The sequence below is a fragment of the Chryseobacterium herbae genome (assembly GCF_025154075.1).
Taxonomy (GTDB): domain Bacteria; phylum Bacteroidota; class Bacteroidia; order Flavobacteriales; family Weeksellaceae; genus Chryseobacterium; species Chryseobacterium herbae.
The window spans coordinates 17,895-43,806 of the sequence record NZ_JAOAMU010000007.1 but is presented as its reverse complement, the minus strand read 5'-3'; the positions used below and the strand labels follow the sequence as shown (position 1 = coordinate 43,806).

The window sequence follows — 25,912 nt, the reverse complement described above, 5'->3', positions numbered from 1 at the left end:
TAAAGCTTGCAAAGCACTAAATATCAAATATTTAAAATAAAATAAACCTACACAAGTCACTATATGAGGATTTATAATTAATATCCTCTAAATTATCAAAAATCACTATTCATTCAACCCAAAAAACAGTAATGAAAGCTTCTTCATCAAAATCATGAGTAAAACAAAAGCCAAACAATGTGTTGTTTAGCTTTTTTATCTTTATAAATCGTTTTTTATTAGGATCGGAAAACATAAACCGATATATCAGTCATCATTTTTCTTAGCTGCATTCAGATTAAATACAATTTCAAAGAACTGATGATCAGTTTCCAAAATTGACGAAGTGCGGAATATCTGTTGTAAAACCGTTCATCGGCAGAATATTATTCCGGTTGCTGTTAAAATCAAAAACAGAGTTATTATCGAAAGGAACACGTGGATAATACGTAAAAGAAATCTGAATTCTGTTGAAAACCAAAAACGGATTATTGATCAATACACCCACGCCTATTTTTGTATTGGCTGTAGTTTTAAGCAGTCTGTCATCCGGCATTCCCAACCAGCCGACTGCGGCAGTTAAGTACGGGCTGAAGTGGAAGTTCTTCCATGTTTTATTGACAAAAAGCTGAAGCTGATATCTTAAAACCAATTTTTTAGTTCCGATAAAATCCGAATTGTAAACAGGAAATTCGTCAGCAGCAGAAATATTAATCCTGTCTTTGTAAGAATAATTATGCTGAGGATTTCCCAATGCTAAAGTCGGGGAAAAGAAATGTCTTGCTTTGGCAAATTTCCAGTCCATGAGATTGGTAAAATAGGTTCCATCCAAACGGAAAGATTCGCGATTTTGACTGTTTTCATTAAAAAACCGTCCAAACTCAGCTTTCACATTGAAATAACCGATTTTTATAAAATTACCATAAGATGCAGAAACGCCTACATAAGGCATCACGTCTTTACTTCTTGATAAAGCTCCGGCAGTCAAATTAACGGTATTTCCATACGCAATATCCTCCGGCAAATCATATTGAAAAATATTCTTCTGAACCGAGAAATTTCGGCGAATAAACCCTAAAGACATCAGAAAACTGCTGTACGAGCTGAAATACTGATACTGATCGATTCCGGGACTGTCTTTGTATTGATAATTCTGGAATCTTCCTATTAAGGCAATATTACTGTTGACTCTTTCCTTAGAATCAGCTGAAACTGGAATCTGATAACCACCCCACAAATCCTGACTGTACACCTTGATTTGAACTTCCGGAAATTTAGTATCCGTAGCGGTCGGAAGTGCTACATTTCGCATAAAATACTCGAAAGTAAAACCACCGGCCCATTTTGTCAGCGGTGAGAAGAAATCCCTTCTGACATTGAAATTGATTCTTTCATTTCTCAAAAAATCTCTTTCTCCCAGGACCTGAGCGTTGATATAAGACCCCCAAAGGTTATATGCAGTGTAACTTCCTAAAAGATAATCCTGCTTTTCTTTGGAATCGTTTCTATACAGCAAATTCAATTCGTGTCCTAATCCCAGCATATTTTCTTCGGTAACTCCCAAACCAATTTTACTTCCTGAATAACTAACTCTTGGCTTTAAACTCCAGGAGTCAAGGACTTTTACCACAACATCGATAGAATCCTTGCCGGATGTGCTGTCGGAAACACTGATATTTACTCTGTTAATAAAAGGCATTGTTCTCAGTAAACGCTCGGATTCGTAAAGTTTCTGGGCATTATATTCCTCACCTTCCTTAAAAAGCAAATAGTTATTAATGGTATTATCTCTTGTATTGGCATGAAGATGATTGGTAAACCAGTCGTACCATTTGGTTTTTTCTTTTTTCTCTTTCGAGCCGTATCCAAAGGGGTCAATGGTTTCTATCCGGATATTTCTGATGTATTTCCCGTTATGAGTTTCCTGCAACAATTTCTCAGTTGTTGTTCTAACAGATGCCGAATCCGCCTGTCTGCGAAATATGAACCGGTGAATGAACTTGGTGACTTTTGTTTTATCTGAAAAGTTCTCTATTTTATAATAAAGCGAATCCTTTTTCTCCTGCGCGTTCAGAAGGGAAAAGCCACTTAAAAAGAAAATTAAAATTACAGGCAGTTTATTTATCATAATCAAAGAATTCGATAAAGCTTGTGATATCAATTTACAAGCCAATAGAGGCGAAAAATGAGGTTTTAACGTAAAAAATAAACGAGGTACCACAAAAGAAATGATATTTTACTTAATTGAATTTTGAGTAAGGTGCTAAATATGAAAAAGGGAAAAGAAATCTAACTTTAAAAAGTATGACAAAATTTGCTGTAGCATTACAAATTCATCCAAAAGAGCTTTTTGATTTTGACGTAGAAAAATATAAAATTGATGAGTAAATCCTGACGAGAGTTGGTTTTTTTTTGTTTTAATGAGATTCCCGAAGCTTCAAATGAACTTCTTCAAAATGAGAGTCTTTGATAATACTTCCATCGCCTGCCCTCTTCAATCTCCTTTTCATTTGATAGTCAAATAATTTTAAAACAACCAACTTTGACATGATATTATTTTTGCGCAATATTAAAAATAAAGTTAATAAACAATGTTTATATTTCGATTATATACATTATCTTCACTTTATTAACACCAAATTATATATTTTTATGAAAAAATCACTTTTTACATTAATTTGTGCAATTACACTAGTTTTTACTAGTTGCTCAGACGATTCTCATCAAGAAAAGGAAGTTCAAGACCAGAATCAGGTGGTAACAGCGAAAAAGTCTGTAAGCAAAACTCAGCAAGAAATCGATAATCTTCTCAAACATTTTACAACAAACGATTATCATTCCTCTGTTTCCGGCTTAACTAAGGAGGAAGTGCAAAAAGATATGGCAATGAAATTACTGCCAAAATGCAAACAACTTCTTATAGAAAATGGATATACGGAAGATGCCATTAATAAATTTGGCGACGATTACAAAACTATTATACTTACAGCATTTAACTTAAAAAAATAATCATGAAAAAGATCCTTTTATCACTTGCGCTTGTATTTGGCGCAGTTAATTTTGCAACGGCAGTCCCAACCTTTTATTATAATTTTGGAAGTTACAACGTAGAAGGTTTATATGTTTATTATTCAAGTCCAGCTAATGGAATGGGTTGTTACGATGGAGACATGATTCCGTTGAAACTGACAAGTTCAAATGTTCTTACAATTATGAATACCGGCGTTGTAGTTCCAGCTAACCAACTTACACACGCCTATGTATGTGGTGCATCTCCAACTCCGGTATGCAGTACTACAACGGATGTAATATTTAGAGGCATGAGATTTTATACTACAGTAAGTAATTTTGCCGGGATGGCAGGAACAAGTTGTACAAATTTTACTCAGGTTCCAACACCTAACGGATGGAAAATAACAATGCCAGGTTTACAAAGTCTAACATTTATAGACATGGGGTTCATGACACAATATATTTACCAATAAGAAAAACTTAAATTTTTAATAAAACAAATCCCCGAATAATATCGGGGATTTTTACTCTACTTACTTTTTATTTTCCTCTAAGAAATAAGGCTTACTTTTTCGTTTCTCCAAACTCTCACGATTTTTCTGAAAGCCATGAAGACCAGTTAAAGTCCTTTGGATAACTGTTGCAAAAACAATAAGTGTAACCAACAAAACAATTACCACAACCCACAACAAATCGCTACCCGGAAGTGAGGGGGAATGTTTAATATTTGTGTTTGTCAATTATTTTCACTATATTGATGTATGAAAAAAAGTGAAAATCAAGGCAGTATAACACATGCCGGTAAAATGAACGAACGAACAAGAGCTATGGAAGTTCTTGAAAAAGCTAAGCAAACACAAGGAAAAATCACATTCCTAAGACAAGGCGCCGGAAGAAACTTTAAGCCAAAAAATGAAGAGTCCTAAGTTGAAATTGATTTAATTTACATATTCAACGGGTAGGAGCTTTATACCATGGACAGAGAAGAACTGGAAAACCGGATACAGCCTCTAACAGCAAAACTTATGAAACATAATCCTTCAGGATTATGGAATTTGTAATTGACGACCCATCAATTATTCTTTGAGAAAGATAACCCTTTGACATAATTGTGCAGTAGTGAGGGGCATCGCTGTATAGAAGAGAAGGCAAAAAACAAAACAACCTGCTGTAAAAAACAGCAGGTTATTTATTTAAAACTGTGACCGCAGAGGTACATTTTTCGAACACTTTTGTAGAAGATTTGAATAAGCTTGCGTCACTACACATCTTATAGATTATGATTTTTATTTTAAAAACCTTGTAATTTTAGATATTTAGAATATTTTTTACAAAATCGATAACACAGCCTTTACAATATCATCATAAACTTGTTTATCATTTTCCCCACTGCGAGCCAAAACTCTGATTCCGGAATAATTAACTACTATTGTGACAAATTTTTTTTACTACCATATCATTGGACAGCATGAAACACTGTGTATAATAATATTCTGAGAGCTATTATAGGCGATATATTAATTTTTTGAACATATCAAAATAATGATCTGTAAAAAAACGTATCGCTACAGACTTTACCTACTTAAATTGCGTGGGTATTGTTATGAGTTGTCACGGATTACAAATCCGCGACATCGGGATTTCTCCAAAAGTAGCAAAGCTTTTTATTGATGATTACAAAAAAACTTTCAAAGACATCTTAAAAACTAGGTATTTTAGATTTTTCTTTCAAGAGTTCCGAGGAAAACCAATGAAAAAATTTCCCTATATTGTTTTCTATACCATAGATGAAAACTTGAAAATCATCTTTATTAAAGCGGTTTTCAACACTTCGCAAGACGACCAAAAATACAATGATATATAAAAAGCCAACTCCTAAAAAGTTGGCTTTTGTGTTGTTCTTCTTCTAAATTTCATGAGAAAAAAGAAAAGAGCCAGAAATTAGGAAGTTGACACTAACATAGAATCTTCTATTTCCCAATAATTATCATGCAATATTAGTTCAAATACAAAGGCTCTATGCAGATAATTTTTTAAATAATGTTCAACAAATACTAATGCTCTTTTTTTAGAAGGATCAAATACAATCTCTGAAAAATATACTACTCCTATCTCACATTCATTTGTATGTTTATCATACTCTGCCAGATCTAGGACTTTTGCGGTACACAAATTAAATTGATTTGCTTTTATAGAACTTCGTATGCTTAAATTTTTAATATCTGGACTATTAGAAAAGTCTTTAAAAGAATCCTTCGTTCTTTTTATGCGTTTTAAATAAACTTCGGTATTATCTGTCCAGAAATATATATTTTTATTTTTAGTAGAATCTATATACAAATTGCAAAATTTTTCAGGATTATTAAAAAGGTTGTTATGAGCTTTTGTCCTCTCTTCGCCATATTTATCATCACTATTTTTAAGCCAAGCTACTCTTAAACTATCAAAATATTTTTTTTCACCTAAATAATTATCTCCAAAATAATAAAATATCAACTGATCTGTTAAATCATTATATAGTTTTACATTAGTATCGGTAGATTGGCTTACACATTTTTTCAATTCCTCCTTACAATTCGTAAGTAATAAAGAGGATAATAAAATCATAACTATTTTAGTTTTAAAATTCATATTATTTAGGGATTTTGGGTTAATAACATGGTCTTACTCGCAAATTATCTTTTGGTTTTTTATAAATATCTAAAATAGATGGCTTTTTTTGTGATTTCAAGTCCCCGATTTCACGTTGTTGCCTAAAATCTTTTGCAGCATTATTCCTCCTAATTCCATCAAACTTTTCACTAATTATATCACGATCAGAAGCAGAAAATTGAGTATCTGTTCCAAAATAAACAGCTTCCCAATTATCTCCTGCATCTCCAATACCACTTTTTGATTTAAAACTCGTCTTAAAAAGTGGTTCAGATTCCTTGGAAGCATGGTCAATTGTATAGTCTGCCCAATGACCACCTTCATGAATTATTATTTCTGCTAAATTATCAATATACTTTTTATTTCCTATATTTTTTGAAACCGTATTTACTACGCCAGAATCTATTGTAATAACATCGGGATTCTCTCGATCAAATTGCGCCAAATGTTGTATACTTTTATTCATTATAACAGTGGGCCCATCTCCATCTCTGAGCATTTTCCGTATCATTTTATCATCGGCAACAATACATTTTAATGTTCCAAGAGAATCTTAGTAATTTGTAAGAGGTATCATTACTAAAAATTATTAGTTTTTATTTCGAACCTAAATTTACTAAAAAACTAAAAAAGATTAATCTGGATTATTCTGGAATCAAAAACAAAAAAAATGGCTCAATTTGGATTAAATTAGAGCCATTTGGGCGTTTGTGACCACGGAGGGATTCGAACCCCCAACCCTCAGAGCCGAAATCTGATATTCTATCCAGTTGAACTACGCAGCCTTTTGTATGAGTAATTGGTAATCAATTGTGTAAACATTACCGATTACCAATCACTCATTACTTGTATTAGAATGTAATTTTCACTCCTCCCACAACCTGCGCGCCTAAGACTTTATAGCCTTTATACGTTTGGTAGTTTGAGTTCAGAAGATTATTTCCGAGTGCGAAAATACTGAAATTTTTGTAAAATTTGTACTCTGCGGAAAGATTTAAATCTGCATAGCCCCCAACTTTATCATTTTTGTTCTCTGTAGACTGGTAAACCATGTTCGGATTGGCCACTCCTTCGATCGCGAAAGAGTTTGTGGTTCTGTCACTTGCGAAGATTCCTTTGAATCCTAACAATAGCTTTTTATCAAGCATGGTATATTTTGCTCCGATGCTTGCATTCACTAAAGGAACGTTATAAATATCTGCATAATTCTTCAGATCATACTTTGTAAACCTTACTTCTCCGTCTAAAATCAGATTTTCAAGTGGGAAATACTGTACACTCCCCTTGATATCACTTACATTTCCGTCATCATATACGGCCGAGAATGTGTTCGCAAAATTGTAGGCAGAACGGTTCAGGCTATAGGCATTATCCAAAATACTATTCCCCTGGAAGAACATAATATTCCTCATTTTTCCGTACCCTGCAGAGAAGTCATATTTAAATGTTTCGTCGATGTCTCCACGTAAACCTACATAAAAATGATATTGTGTCTCTGTTGGCTTCAAAAACTGGTCAGAAAGCACGAATGGATTCGCTTGCAGAAGATCCCCGTAGGTATTCAGCTTCAATCCGCCGTCTACCCCACCGTAGAATTTAAATTCTTTAGCAGCAGCCACCTGGAACTCAGCCTGTGGAAACCAGTACGTTTTATTATTTTTCACTTCTCCTCCAAGGGCATCATTTGAATTCTTAGCATTCAGGAAAGAGAATCCGGAACCTAGCATTAAGTAGGAATCTCCTTTTCTGAAGGTTACTTTCGGGGTAAGGCTTGTTTTAAAGAAATTGGATGAATTTTTGTTGACAATCCCAAAATCTGCTTTCACAGCTTCTAGCCCAACGCCTAAGTCAGCATTTAAAACAATTCCCGACTTACCGATCTCCACCGCATGCTTGGAAAGATTCGCCAAAATGGAAACCTGGTTTTCCTGTGCATCAAAATGATCTTTCAGGAAAGAAGATTTTACCCTTACATCATTTAAGATTTCATTAGAATAAAAATCATAATATCCGTTCACCTTAAACTGACTTACCCTTTGCTTCAGATCAACGTCTGCAGAAGGCTCCATGGCATAAATTCCGTAATATCTGTTATTATCCAGTCCATACTCAGCATTCAGATTGAATTTTCCTTTTTCACCGTATGAATTTAAATACGCCCCAATCGCCGTAGAACTCTGCTTGGAATCCCAGGCATATTCTTTTTTCAGACCCAAAGTGGAAAGAAAATGGAAATCCGCCCCTACTTCCAGTTTATTGTCAAGGGTTTTGGAAATATTGGCATCACCCAAAATCTTCCCAAAATTCCCCATTCCAAACTGCACATAGTTGTTCTGAGCTGTTCCTTCAAATTTCGGAGTGACATCCTGCCCCTGAATGGTAGATGTTTTAAAATCCGAAACCGCAGGCACATCTGTGATGGTATATTTCACAGGGTTTTGGGATTTCTCTTCCGGCGGATAATTTTTGATGGTCTCCACAGAGGTTTTCTTCTTCTCGATCTTCTTCACCTCCGGCTCCCGCTTCTTATTAAGAATCAGTTTTTCCTCCTTGATCTGGGAAAACGCAAACTGCGAAAACCCTAAAAATAATATGGATAATAATTGAATTTTTCTGTTCATTGCTCAATATTTGTATTAATGTATAATGTCGGATGTATAATGTATCTATCGAATTGTACTTTGTACATTTTACTTTTTACATTATACTTTATACACTTTACTTTTTAATCTGCTTTTTAACCTCTTTTGCTTCTGCTACGATCTCCGGGAAATCTTTATAATTCTCGATGATCTGGTCGCAGGTATAACTTGCCTGGTAATTGTCTTTCAGTCCTACATAGTTTTTAGCCATCAGGACCAAAGCTTTTGCACCCCAATAATCTTCTGATGCATAATTGTTGGCCAGTTTAAAGATCGTCTCATTGGAAGATTTGAATGCCTTTCCTTTATTCTGATAGTAAGCTTTTGCATAAATAGCTTCCGCCGCCACCGATGTATTGGATGATTTTTCAAGAGAAGTGTACGCTGACTGTGCATCTTTATCTTTCCCTGAATTCATAAGGCTTCTCGCTTTGATCACTTTCGCTGTTTCAATAACCGCTGCCGAGTTTTTCGTATTCGCGATCACTGCATCAGCCAGTTTTTCCGCCTGAGAGAAGTTTTTCTCGCTGGCATATACCTTCATCAACTCAACATTCGCATAGTTTTTAATACTGATGTCTGAAGAGTTTTTGATATTCTCAAGATATTTTTTGGCTTCTGCCGTATTCCCCTGAGCCACAAAAATCTGTGCCAGACGGGTCTGTGCATCATCCTGATAGTCGTTCTGTACCGAGGCTACTTCCTGAAGAACAAGAAGCGCTTTCGTCGCGTTATTAGTTTGATAGTAGCTTTCTCCCAGCTCGTATTTAGCCTGATAAAGGCCTTCTCCGGTAGGATTCTGTGTTAAATATTTTTCGTAGTAAGAAATAGCATTTTTATAGTCTTTCTTGGTGAAATACTGTTTCCCGGTAGAAAGGTTGATCTCATCGATCTCAGAAGCATCTACATTTACCCCGATATTTTTCGCAAAAGTTTCATATCCGGAAACGTCACCGTTTTTCGTGAAAATAGGTTTTGCTGCCTGAACGATCTTCTCAGCGTACGCCGTATTTTTATACTGCTCGCCTAAAGATTTAAGTTCAGAAAGTGCTTTATCGCTCTGGTTCTGGTCAATATAATTCTGTGCTCTGTAAATAGATGCATTGGCAATAAGATCTTTATCCGAAGAGGTCTTGATCACTTTCGCAAAATAATCATTGGAATTCGCAAAATCATCCTGTGCGGAATACGCTGTTCCCATTTCATACTGGGCATCGTCATAATATTCAGAATCCGGGTATTTGGATAGAAGATTTTTCAGATTGGTGATCTTCGCCTGTGTATCACCTTTAAATCCTAAAGCCATCGCTTTCTGGTATAAAGTATAGTCGGTGGCATCTTCATTTTTATCATAAATCGCAATCGCCTCATTCAGATCATTGTTGGCATAATGAATATCTGCCAAACGAAGTTCTGCATCATTTTTAAATTCAGGCTTCGGATTGCTCAGATACTGTTTGAAATAGGTCTGTGCCTGATCGAATTTTTTAGCTTTAAAATAAGCATATCCTAAGTCATATGGCAGCTGTTGCTTTTCAGGGAAGGTTTCAGTAAGAAGCTTCTCGTAACGGGCAATGGCAGACGGATAATTCCCTTTCTGGTAATACACCTGTCCCAACCAATACAATGCTCTGTTGTAAAATTCTTTATTGATATTGAATCCTAAGCTTCTCAGGAAATACCTTTCTGCTTCGTCATAATTTCCTTTGTTGAATTCCTCTGTTCCCAATAAATAAGAAACCTCCTGGTCTACTTTATTGATCTCTGGTGTAGAATTCTGAAGTCTGTCAATCGCGTTCAGCGTTTCTTTATAGTTTCCGGAATACAGATATGATTTCACAAGAAGTGATCTCATTTCAGGCGCATTCGCATCATTCTGATTATCGTTGATATAGCTTTGGATCACCGCAGAAGGGCTTTCAAACGGATTTCCGATATCGTAACTTAATTTCGCGTACTGCTCGTGGGCTAATTTTTTAACCTTAGCATCGTAATTCATCTGATAAGAAGAACGGAATGCCGAAAGGGCTTCCTGCTTTTTATCTACTGCCAGATAGGCATTTCCTAACTGATAGTAAGCATTCTGTGCCAATGCTGAATTGCTGTTGACAAGCTGGTTGTAATAAGAAACCGCTTCATCATATTTTTTAAGCTGAGCGGCCACAAATCCCATTTCATAAAGGTCATTTTCAGACGGATTCTGCTGTACACTCAGATAATCTTTAAGGTGCGGATACGCCGAAGTATAATCATTTTTCATGAAATAACTCTCCCCGATGATCTTATGAACCTCTGCTTTATAAGCATCCGAAATACTTTCGCTCAATAAAGCTGTTCCTTCAGAAATTGCCTGATCATAGTTCTTATCATTGTAGTACATCTGTACATAATAAGGACGAACCAGCTTAGAGAATTTAGGCTGATCTTTTACAGAATCGAAGTACTGGAAAGCTTTATCATTCTGTCCACCCGAATAATACAGGTGTCCCAGCATATAAGCGATATCTCCTTTTTGAGATTCATCAGCTGTTTTATAGGCTTCTTCCAATGCATCGGTGGCTCCTTTGGTATCACCAGTCATGAATTTAGCATAGCCCAGTTTCAGAATATACTGTGTATTTTCTTCTTTTGAAAGCTGATACTGGTTTACTTTTTTCAGGGTCTCCAGGGCTTTGTCAAAATCTTTTTTAGCCAGATAATAATCTGCCAGCGGAAGATTGGCCTGAGCAAAATACGCAGAATTCGGATATTCTTTCATAAAGGCGGTCAGTCCTTCCTCTGCATGGTTTTTCTGTAGGATCACGCCGATCACATTATCAAAAAACTGCGCTGCTTCTTTTCTCGATCTGGACAAATTCTGATTATAGAAATATTGCCTAGCATATTCGAATTGAGAAGCATTGTATATTTTGGTCTGATAAAGATTTTCTGCGAGATTGAACCTGTAATTTTCTTTCTGGGTAAAGTACTGTGACTGTTGTGCTCCGGAAATTCCGAAATAAAACACGGCAGCTGAGAGAAGTATTTTTTTTGAATTCATTCTTTTTCTGAATAAAAAGATTAGCTATATAAGTTAACGAAAATATTAAAAACTTATTGTTTAAGCAAGTTTTAAAGGTTTTATAACATAAATTAACAATTGATTACATTTCACTATTTGATGATAAAAAATGATTACTTTAGTATCGTAAAAACAAAATGGATATCAATTCGGAACCTTCAAAAAAAATTTCTGATGGAATCCTCAATCTACACCAGCTAAAAACATACCATTACATGAAAATTAAAATACTTTTAGCATTAATATTTGTCAACCTTCTGCAGGCTCAAAAATTTTATTTTCCGAAAACAGCCATCACTGACAGTGTTATTTTGGAAAAACAAATGCCCCAGTTGGCATCAAAACTAATGACTCAGGCTCCACTTCTGAAGCTTAAACAAACCAATAAACTGGCTTATCTGGATATTCTCCTGCGTTTAGAATTGCTTGCTAAAGATTACAAAAAATCCAATGCCACTTTAGCAGATTACCGCAAGGAATTTGCAGATCATGACATGGTAGGGAATAAATATATTGCCTACGAATTTTACAGCATGGCAAAAATAATCGAGGCAAAAGAAAAAATTTCTTTCCCGAATGCCTTCCAAAAAGCATTCGACACAAAATATGCAAGCCTCCCTGATAAACTGATCACGAAACTAAGTATTGCAGTAGATGGTGATGTCATGGTCGCACGAAAAGTCCTCAAAGAAACGCTGGACAAACAAAAAGATAAAGACAGTATAGATTACGGATCGGCTGTGGCTTTATGCAGAAGTTATCTGAATTATAAAACTTTCTCCATCACTAAACCTCAGATCATGCAATTGGTTACCTCAAAAGACGAGGAAAAGTTCATTACCGAAACTAAGGATATTAAAACAAAAAACGGAAGTACCCTGACGATCACGATTGTCAGAAAAAAAACAAATACCTCGCCTCTTCCTGTTGTTCTCAGCAATAATATTTATGCAGGACCGATCGATGCTTATTTCGGAAAAAGAGCTGCCGTTTATGACTATGTAGGTGCTGTTGTGAATACCCGTGGCAAAAGAAACAGCAATGACGTGAACAATCCTTTCGAACACGAATCTCAGGATATTTACGAAGTGATCGACTGGATCAGCAAGCAGCCCTGGTGTAACGGTAAAGTCGGAATGATCGGTGGAAGTTATCTGGGCTTCAGCCAATGGGCCGCTGTTAAAAAATTACACCCTGCATTAAAAACAATTGTTCCACAGGTTGCGGTAGGAATCGGAATAGACTATCCTGCCCAAAATAATATTTTCATGAGTTATATGCTGCAATGGATCCAGTATGTGACGAATAATAAGCTTACGGATGAAGCAGATTTCAACAATGCTAAAAAATGGGATTCTATTAATACGGCCTGGTACAAAAGCGGAAAATCATTCAGAGCTCTGGATACAATCAGCGGTAAGCCAAGCAAGATATTTCAAAGATGGCTGGATCATCCCGGTTACGACCAATATTATCAGAAAATGGTGCCTTACAAAGAGGATTTCGCCAAAATCAATATTCCTATTCTGACGACGACAGGCTATTATGACGATGATCAGATCGGAGCGCTATACTATTTTAAAGAACATCATCAGTATAACAAAAATGCTAATCATTATATCGTGATTGGTCCTTATGATCATGGCGGAGCACAAAGCTTTGGATATACTCACGTCGGCGGAAATCCGATAGATCCTGTAGCCAGAATAAGTATTGACGACCTTGCTTTTTCCTGGTTTGATTATATCATGAAAGACGGTAAAAAACCAGAGATTCTAAAAGACAGGATTAATTTTCAGGTGATGAATACCAATACATGGAAACACGCTCCTACTCTGGATAAGATGCATACTTCAACGCTTAAATTTTATCTTCAGGATCGTAAAGGTACCGCATCGGTTTTCACTCAGCCCGCAGAGAAAAGCTTCGTTAAACAAACGGTTGATTTCAAGAATCGGGATCAAAAGGACACTTATCACGCGGTAAGTAAGATTGACAGTGTGAAAACTACGAACTCCGTGTATTTCGAGAGTGAAGTTTTAGACAAAGACCTTATCTTCAGTGGAAATCCGGCTGGATTCTTCAATGTTTCCATTAATAAAAAAGATTTTGATACGGATATGTACCTGTATCAGATCAAGCCTGATGGAAAGACCTTTTTATTATCCACTCATATGGTAAGAGCGAGCTATGCAAAAAACAATGCTATGCGTCAGCTCCTTAAACCGGGTAAAGAAGAACAGATCCCTATAAAAAACTCAATATTTATGAGTAAAAAATTAGAAAAGGGAAGCAAATTGGTTCTACTGGTGGGCGTCAATAAAAACCCAAGCTGGCAGATTAATTACGGATCCGGAAAAGATGTAAGTGATGAAACGATCAAAGATTCCGGCGAACCGCTGGAAATAAAGTGGTATAACGACAGCTATGTGGAAATACCTATTTACCAAGAATAAAGGAGTTTAGCCGTGAGAACCTCAGCCTTTTTAACGAAATATTATGATTACAGCCAACACCAAAATAAAAAATGATTACATTTGCTTTTTTTCAAACTCAAATATAAATATTGAATGAATCAACTTTTCAGAAGGAAAAACTATTCAGAAACAGATACATCTACCAGTCTTTTAAGGGTTTTAGGTGTTTGGGATATCGTTTTTTTTGGTATTGCGGCCATTATAGGAGCAGGAAGTTTCAGCAGCTTAGGTGAAGCAGTTTTCAGAGGTGGCCCCGGAGTTATTCTACTATATTTAATTTGTGGTTTTGCCTGTGGATTTACTGCCTTGTGTTATGCTGAATTTGCCAGCAGAATTCCTACAGCCGGTTCCGCATATACTTATGCTTACGCCAGTTTTGGGGAATTGATTGCCTGGGTGATCGGATGGGCATTGATCATGGAATATTCTTTCGGGAATATTTATGTGGCTTTTTCCTGGTCCGACTATTTCACCAGCTTCTTAGAGCGTCTGGGCATGCATATTCCCGACTACCTTACCTGCAGCTACACCGAAGCCCGAAAAGCTTTCCAGAACGGTTCTGAGAATAAGGAGCTGTTAAGTGCATGGAATACAGCCCCGCTGATCGGTAATTTAAAATTCATTCTAGACCTTCCTGCACTGGTCATCAATGGCCTTATCACATGGCTTTGTTATGTAGGAGTGAAAGAAAGTAAGAACTTTAATAATTCTCTGGTTATTTTAAAACTGGCTGTCATTGTTTTAGTAATTTTGGTAGGCTTTTCTTACATCAATACAGAAAACTGGACCCCTGTCAATCCGGAAACACACGTCGCTTCCTTCATGCCCAACGGTTTTGCCGGAGTCATGAGTGCGGTGTCGGGCGTTTTCTTTGCCTATATCGGTTTTGATGCATTAAGCGTTCTTTCCGAAGAGACCAAAGATCCTCAGAAAACACTTCCGAAAGGGATGATCATCTCTCTGGTGCTTTGTACAGTAATTTATATTGCTTTAACACTAGTACTGACAGGAATGGTTGATTACAGGAAGTTCGACGGTATCGGAGATCCGCTTTCATTCATATTCGAAAAATCTAACGCCAATGTAGCCTGGATGGAACTTGTGGTTTCTTTCGTAGCTATTGTCGCCATCACCACGGTATTATTGGTATTCCAAATGGGACAACCGAGAATCTGGTATGCGATGAGCCGTGACGGACTGATGCCTGAAAAATTCAAGACGGTACATCCAAAATATAAAACCCCTTCATTTGCTACCATTATTACAGGTATTGCCGTAGGAATTCCTATCCTGTTTACGGATAAAACATTCATCCTGGATTTTACAAGTATTGGGACCATTTTCGCTTTCGTACTGGTATGCGCCGGAGTTTTAATGCTTCCAGCGAAAGAAAAGATCAAAGGCAGATTCCACCTTCCTTATATTAATGGTAAGATCATATTCCCGGTTATCATTATCGGAGGATTAATAGGTTTCTATATCTGGCAACCGGAATTTTTCACTGATTTGATGGACTGGAGTGATCCTAAAGAAGGGGAATTCAGAGCATCCATTTTCGTTTTCATTCTGATCAATCTGGTACTTTGTGTTTTTACCTTTATTAAGAATTTCTCTTTAATTCCTTTGATCGGTTTAAGCTCATGTTTATACCTTCTTACGGGAATGAGCCATGAGAACTGGTTCTGGTTCGGCCTTTGGTTTGCGCTGGGTCTGGTGATCTATTTCTGCTACGGTTATAAACACAGTAAGCTTAGAAAAGAAACAGTTTAAAATACTGATTTACAAATTATAAAATATAATAAAAGGCAAATTTGCATACCAGCAGATTTGCCTTTTTTCTTTTTTCACATTTGGTCTTTTTCATTAAATCGGCAGAATTATTGCATAGATTCCCACACAAACTATAAACTAATTGGCCATGTCAGACAGAATAAAAACGTACGGAGAATTTTATCAGTTCTATCTTACCGAGCACAGTAAAACGGGAACCAGAATCTTTCATTTTATCGGAACACTTCTGGTATTTCTTGTGATCTGGTATGTCATCAGTTCAGGGAAAGAAAGGTTTCTATGGTACATTCCGATCTTTGGATATGGCTTCGCATGGTTCAGCCATGCCGTTATTGAGAGAAATAAACCTGCTACTTTTAAATATCCTATCTGGTCACTGGTCTCGGATTTCAGGTTGTTTTTTGAGCTGCTGATCGGTAAGCAGAAATTCAGAGGGATAGCTCCCAAACCGAAGAACACTGATACTTCTGAGGATTTGCATTAATTTTTTTTACCACAAAAGACACAAAAGTTTTTTAAACACTTTAGTTTTAAAATCTTGCTATGCTGAAAACAAATAGACCACATAAGCAGAAAATCCAAGATTTTCATAAAACTTAAGTGTACTTTATATATGCAGTATACTTAACTCTAAAATAACTTAAGTGTTTAAAAGAATTTTATGACTTCATATGCTTGTACTTTTGTTTCCTAGAGATTATCATTGTGTGCTTTTTAAAACATTAAGATCAATGAAGACGATAAGATGAGTTAAGAAAAAATCATTTGATTTTTTTAGCAGCGTTTCTTAGAGGGAAAATTGGCTTACTATTCTTAAACACTTAATGCTCTTAATGGTTCAAATATTCTCGTCTAATCATAATCATAGACAAAGATTTTTTTAAACACTTAAGTTTTATAAGCTTACTGTTTGGGGATCAGAAATGCACTTAAGTTTTTAAAAATCTAAGATTTTTATGGTTTGTTTTTATAGAAAGTGAATTCTTTTGAAGGTTCTATTCATCTTAATATGGAGGATATAGAGTTTTAGATTTCGGCGGCCTCCGGCCGCCGAAATCTAAAACCCCCATCTTGAATTTAAACTTTAAATATTTTACACAAAAAACTGAATATCAGATTAATTTAAATACTTTATTAAAGTTAAACTTAATCATATTCATTAAACCCAATTCTATTATATCAATACCTAATCTGAAGTTGCTATCGGCTAAAGTATAATGATCTTCTCTGAAGTCTGCGAACTGATCTTATGAAATTTCCAGATTCATGAGAGGATTGTATTCTATGGGATACAGTCCTCTTTATTTTCCTCCAAGACAATCTGGAAAGCGGAAGCCCACTCCAGATTTCCCGGCTCACTCAGATTGTGGTCATACGGACATATTCGCTGTTTTCTTTATTCCTGGTATAATATTTTTGTCCAGATAATATCGGTAATCTCTTCCTTCATCAATCTGTTTTGTGGCCAATTCAGAATTTTTTATTTTGTTACTCAGCTATTCATACGTGATATTTCCTGTCTACGTTTCATACTTTTGAATTTTGTAATTTTCAATCTGAATCGGATTATTCATAGTATAATGTGGTATTTGTGTTCTTTGGTTAAATTTTTATAAGCGCTCAAATTAAATAATTATAAACTAAAAAAAAATAGAAAAACTGCGGCAAAAACTTCGGCACAGTAATTGCCAACTAAGGTTTAAAATAAAGTTTATGAAAATTATAGCAACCATTCTAAAAGGAGCTCTTCCTGCAGCAGCACTATTCGCAATGACACAATGTACCACTACGGCCAATACTGCCGGAGCTAACGAAAAAACGTTCATCGTAGGACCTGAAACTGCAGACTGTACCGGAGTAGCGCCTATGAAGTGTTTGCAGGTAAAAGAAAAAGCTTCAGAAAGCTGGACCAATTTCTATACAAACATTGAAGGATTTACGTATGAGCCAGGGTATGAATATGTTTTGAAAGTAAAAACGGAAAAGATTGCCAATCCGCCAGCTGACGGATCATCTATAAAATACACACTGATCAAAGAGGTTTCCAAAACCAAAAAATAAGACCAAAAACTCCCGAAAATTTCGGGAGTTTTTATTTTCTACTCCTTCATATCTACAGAGTCTGTGTTCTTAAAGATATTTCATGCCTTTCAAATCAGACGCAAAATTTGAACTGAGCAAAAATAATATGCTCTCGCAGATAGTACGGATAAAGCAGATTAAAAAAAGGGAAAATCTGCATCATCTGATTAATTCGCGAGAAATATTTAACTCATTACATATCTATTCCCTTCATCAGAATCAATGAAATTGATTCCATCTTTGCTTCCCTTTGTAAATAGTATAATTATTTTCTTTGCGTTAGAAAAGTAAACCTGATCAGCTCCGCAAGTTTACCACGTGATCCAATCTTTCGAAATTTCTCATTCCTGACACTCGCAATTTTCTTCCTTCAAAATTCCACTCAAACTTATTCTTTTAAAGCTTTTTAAATAAAGTTCAACATCCAATTACCCACAATCTTCAGATTTAATTGAAGAAATAAACGCTGTGTACTGTTATTTTTTATAAATTGCAACACAATTGCATTAGTAACATTGTTGCGATTTAAAAATTTATACTAAACCACAACCCAACGTAGGATGAATGACAATGGAGAATAAAGTACTGAGACTAATTTCCTCTTATTTTAAAGGAAAACATTACCCTTTTTTCCGGCAGCTGGACACTATGGACTGCGGACCGACCTGCCTAAAAATGATTACCTCCTATCACGGAAAAGAACTGTCACTAAATCATCTGCGGGATCTTTGCGATGTACGAAGCCAGGGAACTTCCGTCTCCGGGATCACCCATGCGACAGAACAGCTTGGACTCAAAACATTAGCTGCTGAACTCAATCTGGAGATCTTATCTGAAAAAGCACCTTTGCCCTGCATTCTGCACTGGGATCATAATCATTTCGTAGTGCTGTGGTATCTTACTGAGAAATATGCTTACGTCGGAAATCCTGCACTGGGAAAGAATATGCGTTACACCATCCATGATTTTATGGAGCACTGGATTGGTCCCGGACAGGAAAATAAAGGCATCGCTATCTTTGTGGAACAGACAGAAGCCTTTAACCAAATTAAAGAACAGCCGGATCCATCGGTCAGCCTGTTTTCACTTTTGAAAAAGATAGATGACCACAGGAGCATTTCTTATGTGATCGCCGCACTTTTGGCAGCTACTCTTTTGACACTCGCGATTCCATTGTTAACCCAGGCTGTGGTAGATCAGGCTGTTTCTAAAAAAGACATCGGAATATTATCTCTGATCTGTGCAGGACAGCTTCTCTTGTTTACTGGAAGAATTTTAACTGATTTCTTTCGGAGCCGGATTCTTTTTAAGTTGGGCATGAATATCAGTATCAAACTTATCTATGAATTCGTAGACAAATTGATGCAGCTTAAGCTTTCTTTCTTTGAATACAGAAGCAGCGGAGATAATTTGCAGCGGATCTACGATAACCAGCGTGTAGAGGAATTTCTGACCAAAAACTGTGTCAGTGCAGGACTTTCCATTATCATTCTTATCGTGAATGGCGCTTTGCTGTGTTATTATAACTATAAACTTTTCATCCTTTTTCTGGTGGCCAGTACGATAAGCGTGCTTTGGACGAATCTCTTTGAAGAAAAAAGAAGACGTCTGGATCAGCGGACTTTCAGCCTTCTTGCCAACGCTCAGCGCCATCAGATAGAAACCTTCGAAGCAATGACAGAAATAAGGCTAACCGGAGCAGAGCAGGAAAAAAACCAGTTATGGAAAACCATGCAGGAAGAAACCTACAAAGTCAAAATGGAAAACCTTAAACTGGATCAGCGGATACAGGGTGTAGCTCTTTTCATCAACGAAACTACAGGTGTATTAACCACTTTTTTAACCGCTTCCCTGGTCATTAATGGAAGTCTGACGCTGGGAGCCATGCTTGCCATCACCTATATGTACGGTTCATTGAATGGTACGGTCAATCAGCTTTCAGATTTTATACGTTCCATGCAAACCGCAAAATTCAGTCTGCAGCGTATTTCAGAAGTGGAATATGAAGAGACCGAAGATGCCCATTCTACCTTGGATTTACCTAAAGGAAATTCAGGCTCCATTGAGTTAATGGATGTCAGTTTCCGATATGGGAAATTATCCCCCGATGTACTGCAAAACGTATCATTAACGATTCCTGCCGGAAAGGTAACCGCTATTGTAGGAATGAGCGGAAGTGGAAAAACAACCTTGTTGAAACTGCTTCTTAAATTTTTTCATACCACACAGGGAATCATCACTTTCTGTGGACAGGATCTCAAAATCATTAATGCCAGAAGTTTGCGGAGGCAATGTGGAGCCGTCATGCAGGATTCTTTCCTCTTTACAGATACCATAGCCGGAAATATCTGGGTGGGAAGTCCGGAAAAAGATTTGATCAAGGTAAAAAATGCTTGTAAAATGGTCAATATGCAAGAATTTATTGAAAGCCTTCCCTTTTCCTACGAAACCCAGATCGGAAGTGAAGGAACCGGACTTAGTGAAGGCCAGAAACAGCGGCTCCTTATCGCACGCCTCATTTATCGCCAGCCGGACTATATATTCATGGATGAAGCCACCAATTCTCTTGATGCCAATAATGAAAGACTGATTGTTGAAAACCTGAACCTTTTTTTTCAGGGCAAAACAGTCGTGATTGTTGCCCACAGACTAAGTACGGTAGTTCATGCAGACAATATCATCGTGCTGGATAAAGGACATATTGTTGAGCAGGGCACGCATGAAACCTTAACAAAATCAAAAGGAGCTTACTATCATTTAGTTAAAAATCAACTTGAACTCGGAAAATAAATTTTGAACATGAGCCTGACTATTTTACCCCATATTTTTACACGGTATGCCGCTTTACCCGTACAAAGCTTGAATGCACTGAAAATCCCGGAAATCAAAGATCAATGGCAGCAATGGCAAACGGCTCTTGAGCATGATCAACATTACAATGAAAAGCTGTGTGACGAAATGTATACGATTATTCAACAGTCATATGATGATCAGGAACGAAAGCTGCTCCTCAATCTGAAACGGTCGGTGTACAACAGACGGTCCAATGCAAATGCTTTACTACAGAAAATACCAACAGAAACTTTTAACGCTTTCAAAGGGAGCTGGGAAGAATGGCTGAATGCAGGTGAAAAAATCAGAGAATTCGAACAATATTGGGATAAAAGGTTCAATAATTATCGATGGACTCACAGGCAAAATATTCAAAAGCTGACTGAAGAATGTGCGTTCAGAAACGGAGTTTTGCTTTCGAGCAAAGATCTGTATGAGCAGCTGGATAGTTTTACCAATGCAGATGTAAAATCACTCAATAAAGATACTGAACGCATTGAATTCAGTGTGCTGCGTTATCTTACCCGGATGGCCTATAAAACGTCTCCATTCAGCACATTTACGTATTTAGGCCTTACCAAAATGGTTCCGGATGATCAAACACCTATTTCATCAGCTCCGGACATTGTAAATTGTAAAATAAGACTGAACAATAAACTGTTAAAACGCATCAAAAAGCTCATGGAAAGACATCCCGATCTTCAGGACTTATTGTTTGTGAATACCAACAGCAGCATTACAGAACATGACGGCCGTTTCAGCTTTCTGATGAATTGTGCTAATATTGAGGTTTTCCAGGAAATTCAGGCGACACCTGTCAATCAGTATATCAAAGATCTGATCCATCATTCAGAAGAAAATATCTCTCTGTCGTCATTCATCGAACTTCTTTCCAATCAAATTGAAGCGGATGTTTCAGAACTACGGCATTATATCTTAAAACTGATTGATTCAGGATTTCTGGAACTGACTTTGGAATGTTCCGAGATTGATCCGGACTGGGATAATCATCTTTTAACATTTCTTAAGCAGCACAAAAAAACAAATGAAGCAGCAGCACAGGTTTACGAGCTTGTCAGCACTCTTCAACAGGCAAAAAATAAATTTGAGACCGCGGATCTTTTTTTGCGTGAGATCCTTTTGAACAATACCTCAAATATTTTTGAACGGACCATTTCAGAGCTTGAAACTCAGGCCGGAATTGTCAAACTTCCAAAAGAGGAAATCAAAAATGTACTTGACGATATTCTTGAAAAATACAGAAACGGAGAAGGTTTTGAAAAGCTTCCCTACATCCCGGTCGATTATCGGCAGGAAGGTTTTATTTACGAAGACGCTTACACAGATCAAATCAACACGGTCGATGAAAGTACAGTCCATGAATTGGGCCAATTATTATCTGATCTGACCAGCCGTTTAACTGCTTTCGACATCCGGGGTACGGAAAAAAAGAACGTTAAAGAATTCTTTCTCTCAACCTACAGCAAAGATCAGCAGGTTCCTCTGGTGACTTTTTATCATGAATATTATCGCTATAAAAATGAATATGAAACGGAAGACAGCCCAAAGCAGGAAAACATATGGTCTGAACTTTTCTGCAAAGATCTCCGATTGGAAGAACAGCAGTCTGACGAAATACAGATTAAAAGGAAAAATTTAGAACAGCTTTCTTTATCCAACAACTCTGCTCCGACAGGCTCAGGATTTCTTCAGTTTTTTGATCAACAGTCTGAAACAGGAACTAAAGCTGTAGTGAACGGACTGATGCAGGGAATGGGCAAGATGAGTGGTCGTTTTCTTCATTTATTTGATTCTGAAATTTCCGAAACACATAGAAATTACAACAATCAATCATTTCCAGATCAGTTGCTTATCGAACTGAATGATGATTCCAGTTTTAATGCCAATATCCATCCGTCGTTACTTGATCATGAAGTGAAAATGCCGGCTTCCAATACACAGATGAAAAAGTCTCAGCAGATTCCTTTGGACAGGATAACTGTTGGGTATAATGCAGATCATGATTCGATTTTTCTGATGGATACTGTTCTAAAAAAAGAAATCTACGCATTTGATCTGTGCCTGGAAACCATCACCAACAGATCCAATCTTTATCAGCTGATGTCTCTGTTCAATCCCTGTACCTATGTGAGCTTTTTTCCATTGATCAAAACAATTGATAATCATTATTCCAAACAGTTTAAAAGTCAGGATATTCAGATATTTCCGCGAATTGTCTTTGAGGAGAAGCTTATACTCCGGCGTAAGGGATGGCTGATCAATCTCAATAGCATTCCCCATCAAAGCAAAGATGAACCTCATAGCATCTATTTTTTACGTTTTCATCAATGGCTTTCGCAAAACAATCTGCCTTCCTCTGTATTTCTTTATTTGCAGTCCTCCTACATCCCTGAAGATCAATCACCGGAAAAAGCTACGGGAACAAGAGATGATTACAAACCTCAGTGTATCGATTTTGAACAGCCTTTGCTGTTTCATCTGTTCATCAAGCTTCTAAACAGAGCCGGATCCCATATTTATATGGAAGAATCCCTGCCCTCTGTCAATGGGTCCCAGGAAAGAGTCGCTGAACATTTAATCCAATGGTATAATTTTTAGAATAATGCAAAAACACTGGAATACCTATTACATCTATCATACCGGTAATGCAGATGATCTCCTGAAGGATATCGTACACCTGTCTGTTTTGGATATCAACAAAAAAGTAGGTAAAGGAGTCAAGTTTTTCTTTATCCGATATTTTGAAAACGGGTATCATATCCGCTTACGATTGCTTTTAAATACTGAAGAATCAACGATGTTTTTTCCGGTTTTAAAGAAACACATTTCAGTCTATGAACATCTTAACCAAGTACATCTGAAATTGAAACAGGCAGAATATATTCCGGAAACAGAAAGATATGGCAATTCCAATACCATCACACATGCTGAAGATCAGTTCTGGGCGTCATCAAGGTTTGTTCTGCATCATTTGGTACAAAACGATCCATTAACAGTCTCAGAAAGATATCTTCTCGCCCTGAAAACGCACTTCGCATTTTTTAAAGGCATGGGATTGTCGCGAAACGATAGCCAACAGCTCTGTGACAAATTTGTTCAAAGCTGGCTTCCAGTACCTTTTTCCGACGATCCGGATGAACAGAAGCAAAACCGAAAGACGGTGTTATCTGCTTTTCAACAACAGTTTGAATCTTACCAAACTCTATTACAGGATAGTATTGAGGAATTCTGGAATTCTCTGAATACCACCACCGATCCTTTTCTACAGCAGTTTCTGGAAATGAATGAAAAGGTTTGGAAAAACTATACTGAGGCTCAATTATCTTCTGAAGCCTTAGATGAAGCGCTTCTCAGTTTTATTCATATGACCAATAACCGGTTGGGGATTGTCAATGCTGAAGAATCCTATCTACTTTTTTTAATCTTGCAAACCATCCCTCTAATAAAAGACTATGATCAGCAACCAAGAACTTAATGACCTGCAATCCGGACTGGATGAAATCAGTGAATTCCTTCTGTCAAAAATGAAACAGGACAAAGAGGGCTTCTATTGGGAAACAATCTCCCGAGATTCTAAAACAGCGGCACTTTCTTTCACTTTCAATCCCTCTTTATGGAATGGAACCGGTGGTATTGCCTGGTTTTTTCTGGCACTTTATGAACATACCAAAAATGAAAACCATCTGGAAACGGCAGAAAAAGCTTTTTCAAAAGTATACAGTTGTTCTACGCATCAAGTTTTGTTAAACCCCAGTCTTTACGATGGAATAAGCGGGATTATTTACTTAGGTTTAGAACTATTCAGAGTGACTGGAAAAGAACTGTATCTCCAGCAAACTTTGAATCTGTATGAAATGTACAGACAGAAAATACTGACAGAACAGTCTGAAGATATGCTGATTGGGATTTCAGGGATCTTAATGATGATGGTTAGTCTTTATCATTATACAAAGGATCAGAAATTAGTTAACGATATTGAAGCATTGATCACTACCCTTTTGGAAAAATCACTTGTTGCAGAAGCTGGAATTAAATGGGGAAACAATCTTCTTTCAATGGATTCTCTGTGCGGTTTTTCGCATGGTAATTCAGGGATCGCATTCTGTCTGCTCCAGCTTGGAAAATATTTCAATAATGAGGAATTCATTTGGCTGGCCAAACAGGCATTTCATTACGAAGACTTGTACTATAATCCTTCCCAAAACAACTGGATGGATTTAAGGTGGGAAGAATCCAAAAATCATCTTCCCGATCTGTTTGATTGGAATAAAAACACTTTTCTTCAGGAAGATTTTGATCTCAATGCATGGGCGCACGGGGCGTGTGGAATTGGAAACGCGAGGATTCGGGCATTCACAATTACTGCTGATCCTGTATACAAAGAAGACTGTAAAAAAGTATTTGAACGATGTAAGCATGACATAAGGACAAGATCTAAACGGAATCATATCCTGTTCAGTGGCTATGGCGGACTTTCCGATTTTCTGCTACAGTATAACGAAGTATTTGACTACAAAGAAGCTTCGGAACTTGCTACAGAAATTGTTCTGGAAGGGTTACAGAAAAGCAGATTGCACAATCATTCCGAATGGGGAATTCAAAACAGTGAAGACCTCGGACTGATGACCGGTACAGCAGGAATCGGACTTTCTGTATTGGCAATCATTAAGGGTAAATCTTTGAATTCTATTCTTCATCCTGAACTTCCTGTCAATGAAACTAAGAATAATACGGTTCTGAAAAATTTTAAACTTAAAAAAGCATTTTTTGAACGGTTTTATCCTAAAACACTTGAGATTTTAAAGGCTTTTGTTCCACTTAATGAATCCCTCCATCATTCTCAGACCATTGAAGAATTTGGAAATAACTTAACAAATATCATCGGCCGCTTACCGGAAGAAGATATTATTTATATTTCAGACATCCATCAATTGGAAACCAAACAAATCAACATCCGGAAAAGGCAGAAAGGAGCTTTGTGTTTTCAAACCCGACTGATGATTCTAAAAGAAGAATTGGCAGAATTTCTGAAAAATGATGAAACAGAACTTCCGAAAAAACGTTTCGTTCATAATCCTTTTATCGATGTGCATGAAACCCAATGGAACTGGAAGGAAGATAATAACAAAACGTCCAAAGCTGGAAAATATAACAATGTTTTCTACAGTACGGATCAGGAAATGTTTCATCTTTTGGTAGAACCTTTTCCTGCTGTGGTTCTTCAGCTATTGGAAAACCCATTAAGTATTGATGAATTGGTGGAATGTTTTCAGTATTCAGAGGGTGAAAAGGAGGTGATGAAGAAAAAGTTATCGGAGCAGATTGTGGAGTTGCTGAAGAGCTTTTTTATAAGAATAGTTTAA

At 36.8% G+C, this 25,912-nt stretch carries 16 protein-coding genes and 1 tRNA gene; 11 read left to right on the top strand and 6 right to left on the bottom strand.

All coding sequences use genetic code 11. The features are described 5' to 3' along the window. Nucleotides 1-304 precede the first annotated feature (304 nt). The gene (locus N0B48_RS19320; RefSeq protein ID WP_259840640.1) at nucleotides 305-2,107 is read right to left on the bottom strand and encodes a POTRA domain-containing protein; all 1,803 of its coding nucleotides are present in this window, start codon (nucleotides 2,105-2,107) and stop codon (nucleotides 305-307) included. A 524-nt stretch (nucleotides 2,108-2,631) separates the two neighbouring features. Between N0B48_RS19320 and N0B48_RS19315 the strand changes: the two genes are divergently transcribed. From N0B48_RS19315 to N0B48_RS19305, 3 genes are all read left to right on the top strand, one after another. After that, nucleotides 2,632-2,988: a hypothetical protein gene (locus N0B48_RS19315; RefSeq protein WP_259840638.1), complete on the top strand. Its 357-nt coding sequence runs from the start codon at nucleotides 2,632-2,634 to the stop codon at nucleotides 2,986-2,988. A gap of 2 nt (nucleotides 2,989-2,990) precedes the next feature. Continuing rightward, nucleotides 2,991-3,464, top strand: a complete 474-nt coding sequence (locus tag N0B48_RS19310) for a hypothetical protein (protein WP_259840636.1) — start codon at nucleotides 2,991-2,993, stop codon at nucleotides 3,462-3,464. A gap of 288 nt (nucleotides 3,465-3,752) precedes the next feature. Then, complete coding sequence (locus tag N0B48_RS19305; protein ID WP_223609287.1) at nucleotides 3,753-3,917, top strand: hypothetical protein; 165 nt, start codon at nucleotides 3,753-3,755, stop codon at nucleotides 3,915-3,917. A gap of 1,015 nt (nucleotides 3,918-4,932) precedes the next feature. Here N0B48_RS19305 and N0B48_RS19300 read toward each other — a convergent pair. The 5 genes from N0B48_RS19300 to N0B48_RS19280 all read right to left on the bottom strand — a co-directional run bounded on the left by N0B48_RS19300 (nucleotide 4,933) and on the right by N0B48_RS19280 (nucleotide 11,325). Further along, nucleotides 4,933-5,622, bottom strand: coding sequence for a hypothetical protein (locus N0B48_RS19300; protein ID WP_259840631.1), 690 nt, complete (start codon nucleotides 5,620-5,622; stop codon nucleotides 4,933-4,935). A gap of 19 nt (nucleotides 5,623-5,641) precedes the next feature. Next, nucleotides 5,642-6,154 carry a hypothetical protein gene (locus N0B48_RS19295; protein ID WP_503592705.1) on the bottom strand — a complete coding sequence of 171 codons (513 nt, stop codon included), beginning with the start codon at nucleotides 6,152-6,154 and terminating at the stop codon, nucleotides 5,642-5,644. Nucleotides 6,155-6,354: 200 nt separating this feature from the next. Next, a tRNA-Arg gene (locus tag N0B48_RS19290) sits at nucleotides 6,355-6,428 on the bottom strand. 66 nt (nucleotides 6,429-6,494) lie between these two features. After that, nucleotides 6,495-8,264 (bottom strand): TonB-dependent receptor, encoded by a 1,770-nt coding sequence (locus N0B48_RS19285; RefSeq protein ID WP_259840627.1) that lies wholly within the window; start codon nucleotides 8,262-8,264, stop codon nucleotides 6,495-6,497. Nucleotides 8,265-8,361: 97 nt separating this feature from the next. After that, entirely contained in the window at nucleotides 8,362-11,325 is a 2,964-nt protein-coding gene (locus tag N0B48_RS19280) for a tetratricopeptide repeat protein (protein ID WP_259840626.1), read from the bottom strand. A 236-nt stretch (nucleotides 11,326-11,561) separates the two neighbouring features. Between N0B48_RS19280 and N0B48_RS19275 the strand changes: the two genes are divergently transcribed. The 8 genes from N0B48_RS19275 (at nucleotide 11,562) to N0B48_RS19240 (ending at nucleotide 25,912) form a co-directional block, all read left to right on the top strand. Then, complete coding sequence (locus tag N0B48_RS19275) at nucleotides 11,562-13,802, top strand: CocE/NonD family hydrolase (RefSeq protein WP_259840623.1); 2,241 nt, start codon at nucleotides 11,562-11,564, stop codon at nucleotides 13,800-13,802. Between the two features lie 114 nt (nucleotides 13,803-13,916). Continuing rightward, nucleotides 13,917-15,593: an APC family permease gene (locus tag N0B48_RS19270; RefSeq protein WP_259840621.1), complete on the top strand. Its 1,677-nt coding sequence runs from the start codon at nucleotides 13,917-13,919 to the stop codon at nucleotides 15,591-15,593. Nucleotides 15,594-15,741: 148 nt separating this feature from the next. Next, complete coding sequence (locus tag N0B48_RS19265; protein ID WP_259840619.1) at nucleotides 15,742-16,098, top strand: Mpo1-like protein; 357 nt, start codon at nucleotides 15,742-15,744, stop codon at nucleotides 16,096-16,098. A gap of 1,229 nt (nucleotides 16,099-17,327) precedes the next feature. After that, entirely contained in the window at nucleotides 17,328-17,675 is a 348-nt protein-coding gene (locus N0B48_RS19260; RefSeq protein ID WP_259840617.1) for a DUF4377 domain-containing protein, read from the top strand. Between the two features lie 585 nt (nucleotides 17,676-18,260). Further along, nucleotides 18,261-20,486 carry a peptidase domain-containing ABC transporter gene (locus tag N0B48_RS19255; protein ID WP_349644560.1) on the top strand — a complete coding sequence of 742 codons (2,226 nt, stop codon included), beginning with the start codon at nucleotides 18,261-18,263 and terminating at the stop codon, nucleotides 20,484-20,486. Between the two features lie 9 nt (nucleotides 20,487-20,495). Then, nucleotides 20,496-23,147 carry a lantibiotic dehydratase gene (locus N0B48_RS19250; protein ID WP_259840614.1) on the top strand — a complete coding sequence of 884 codons (2,652 nt, stop codon included), beginning with the start codon at nucleotides 20,496-20,498 and terminating at the stop codon, nucleotides 23,145-23,147. Between the two features lie 4 nt (nucleotides 23,148-23,151). Then, nucleotides 23,152-24,024, top strand: coding sequence for a thiopeptide-type bacteriocin biosynthesis protein (locus N0B48_RS19245; RefSeq protein ID WP_259840612.1), 873 nt, complete (start codon nucleotides 23,152-23,154; stop codon nucleotides 24,022-24,024). Then, nucleotides 24,002-25,912, top strand: coding sequence for a lanthionine synthetase LanC family protein (locus N0B48_RS19240; RefSeq protein WP_259840610.1), 1,911 nt, complete (start codon nucleotides 24,002-24,004; stop codon nucleotides 25,910-25,912). Before N0B48_RS19245 ends, N0B48_RS19240 begins: the two co-directional genes overlap by 23 nt.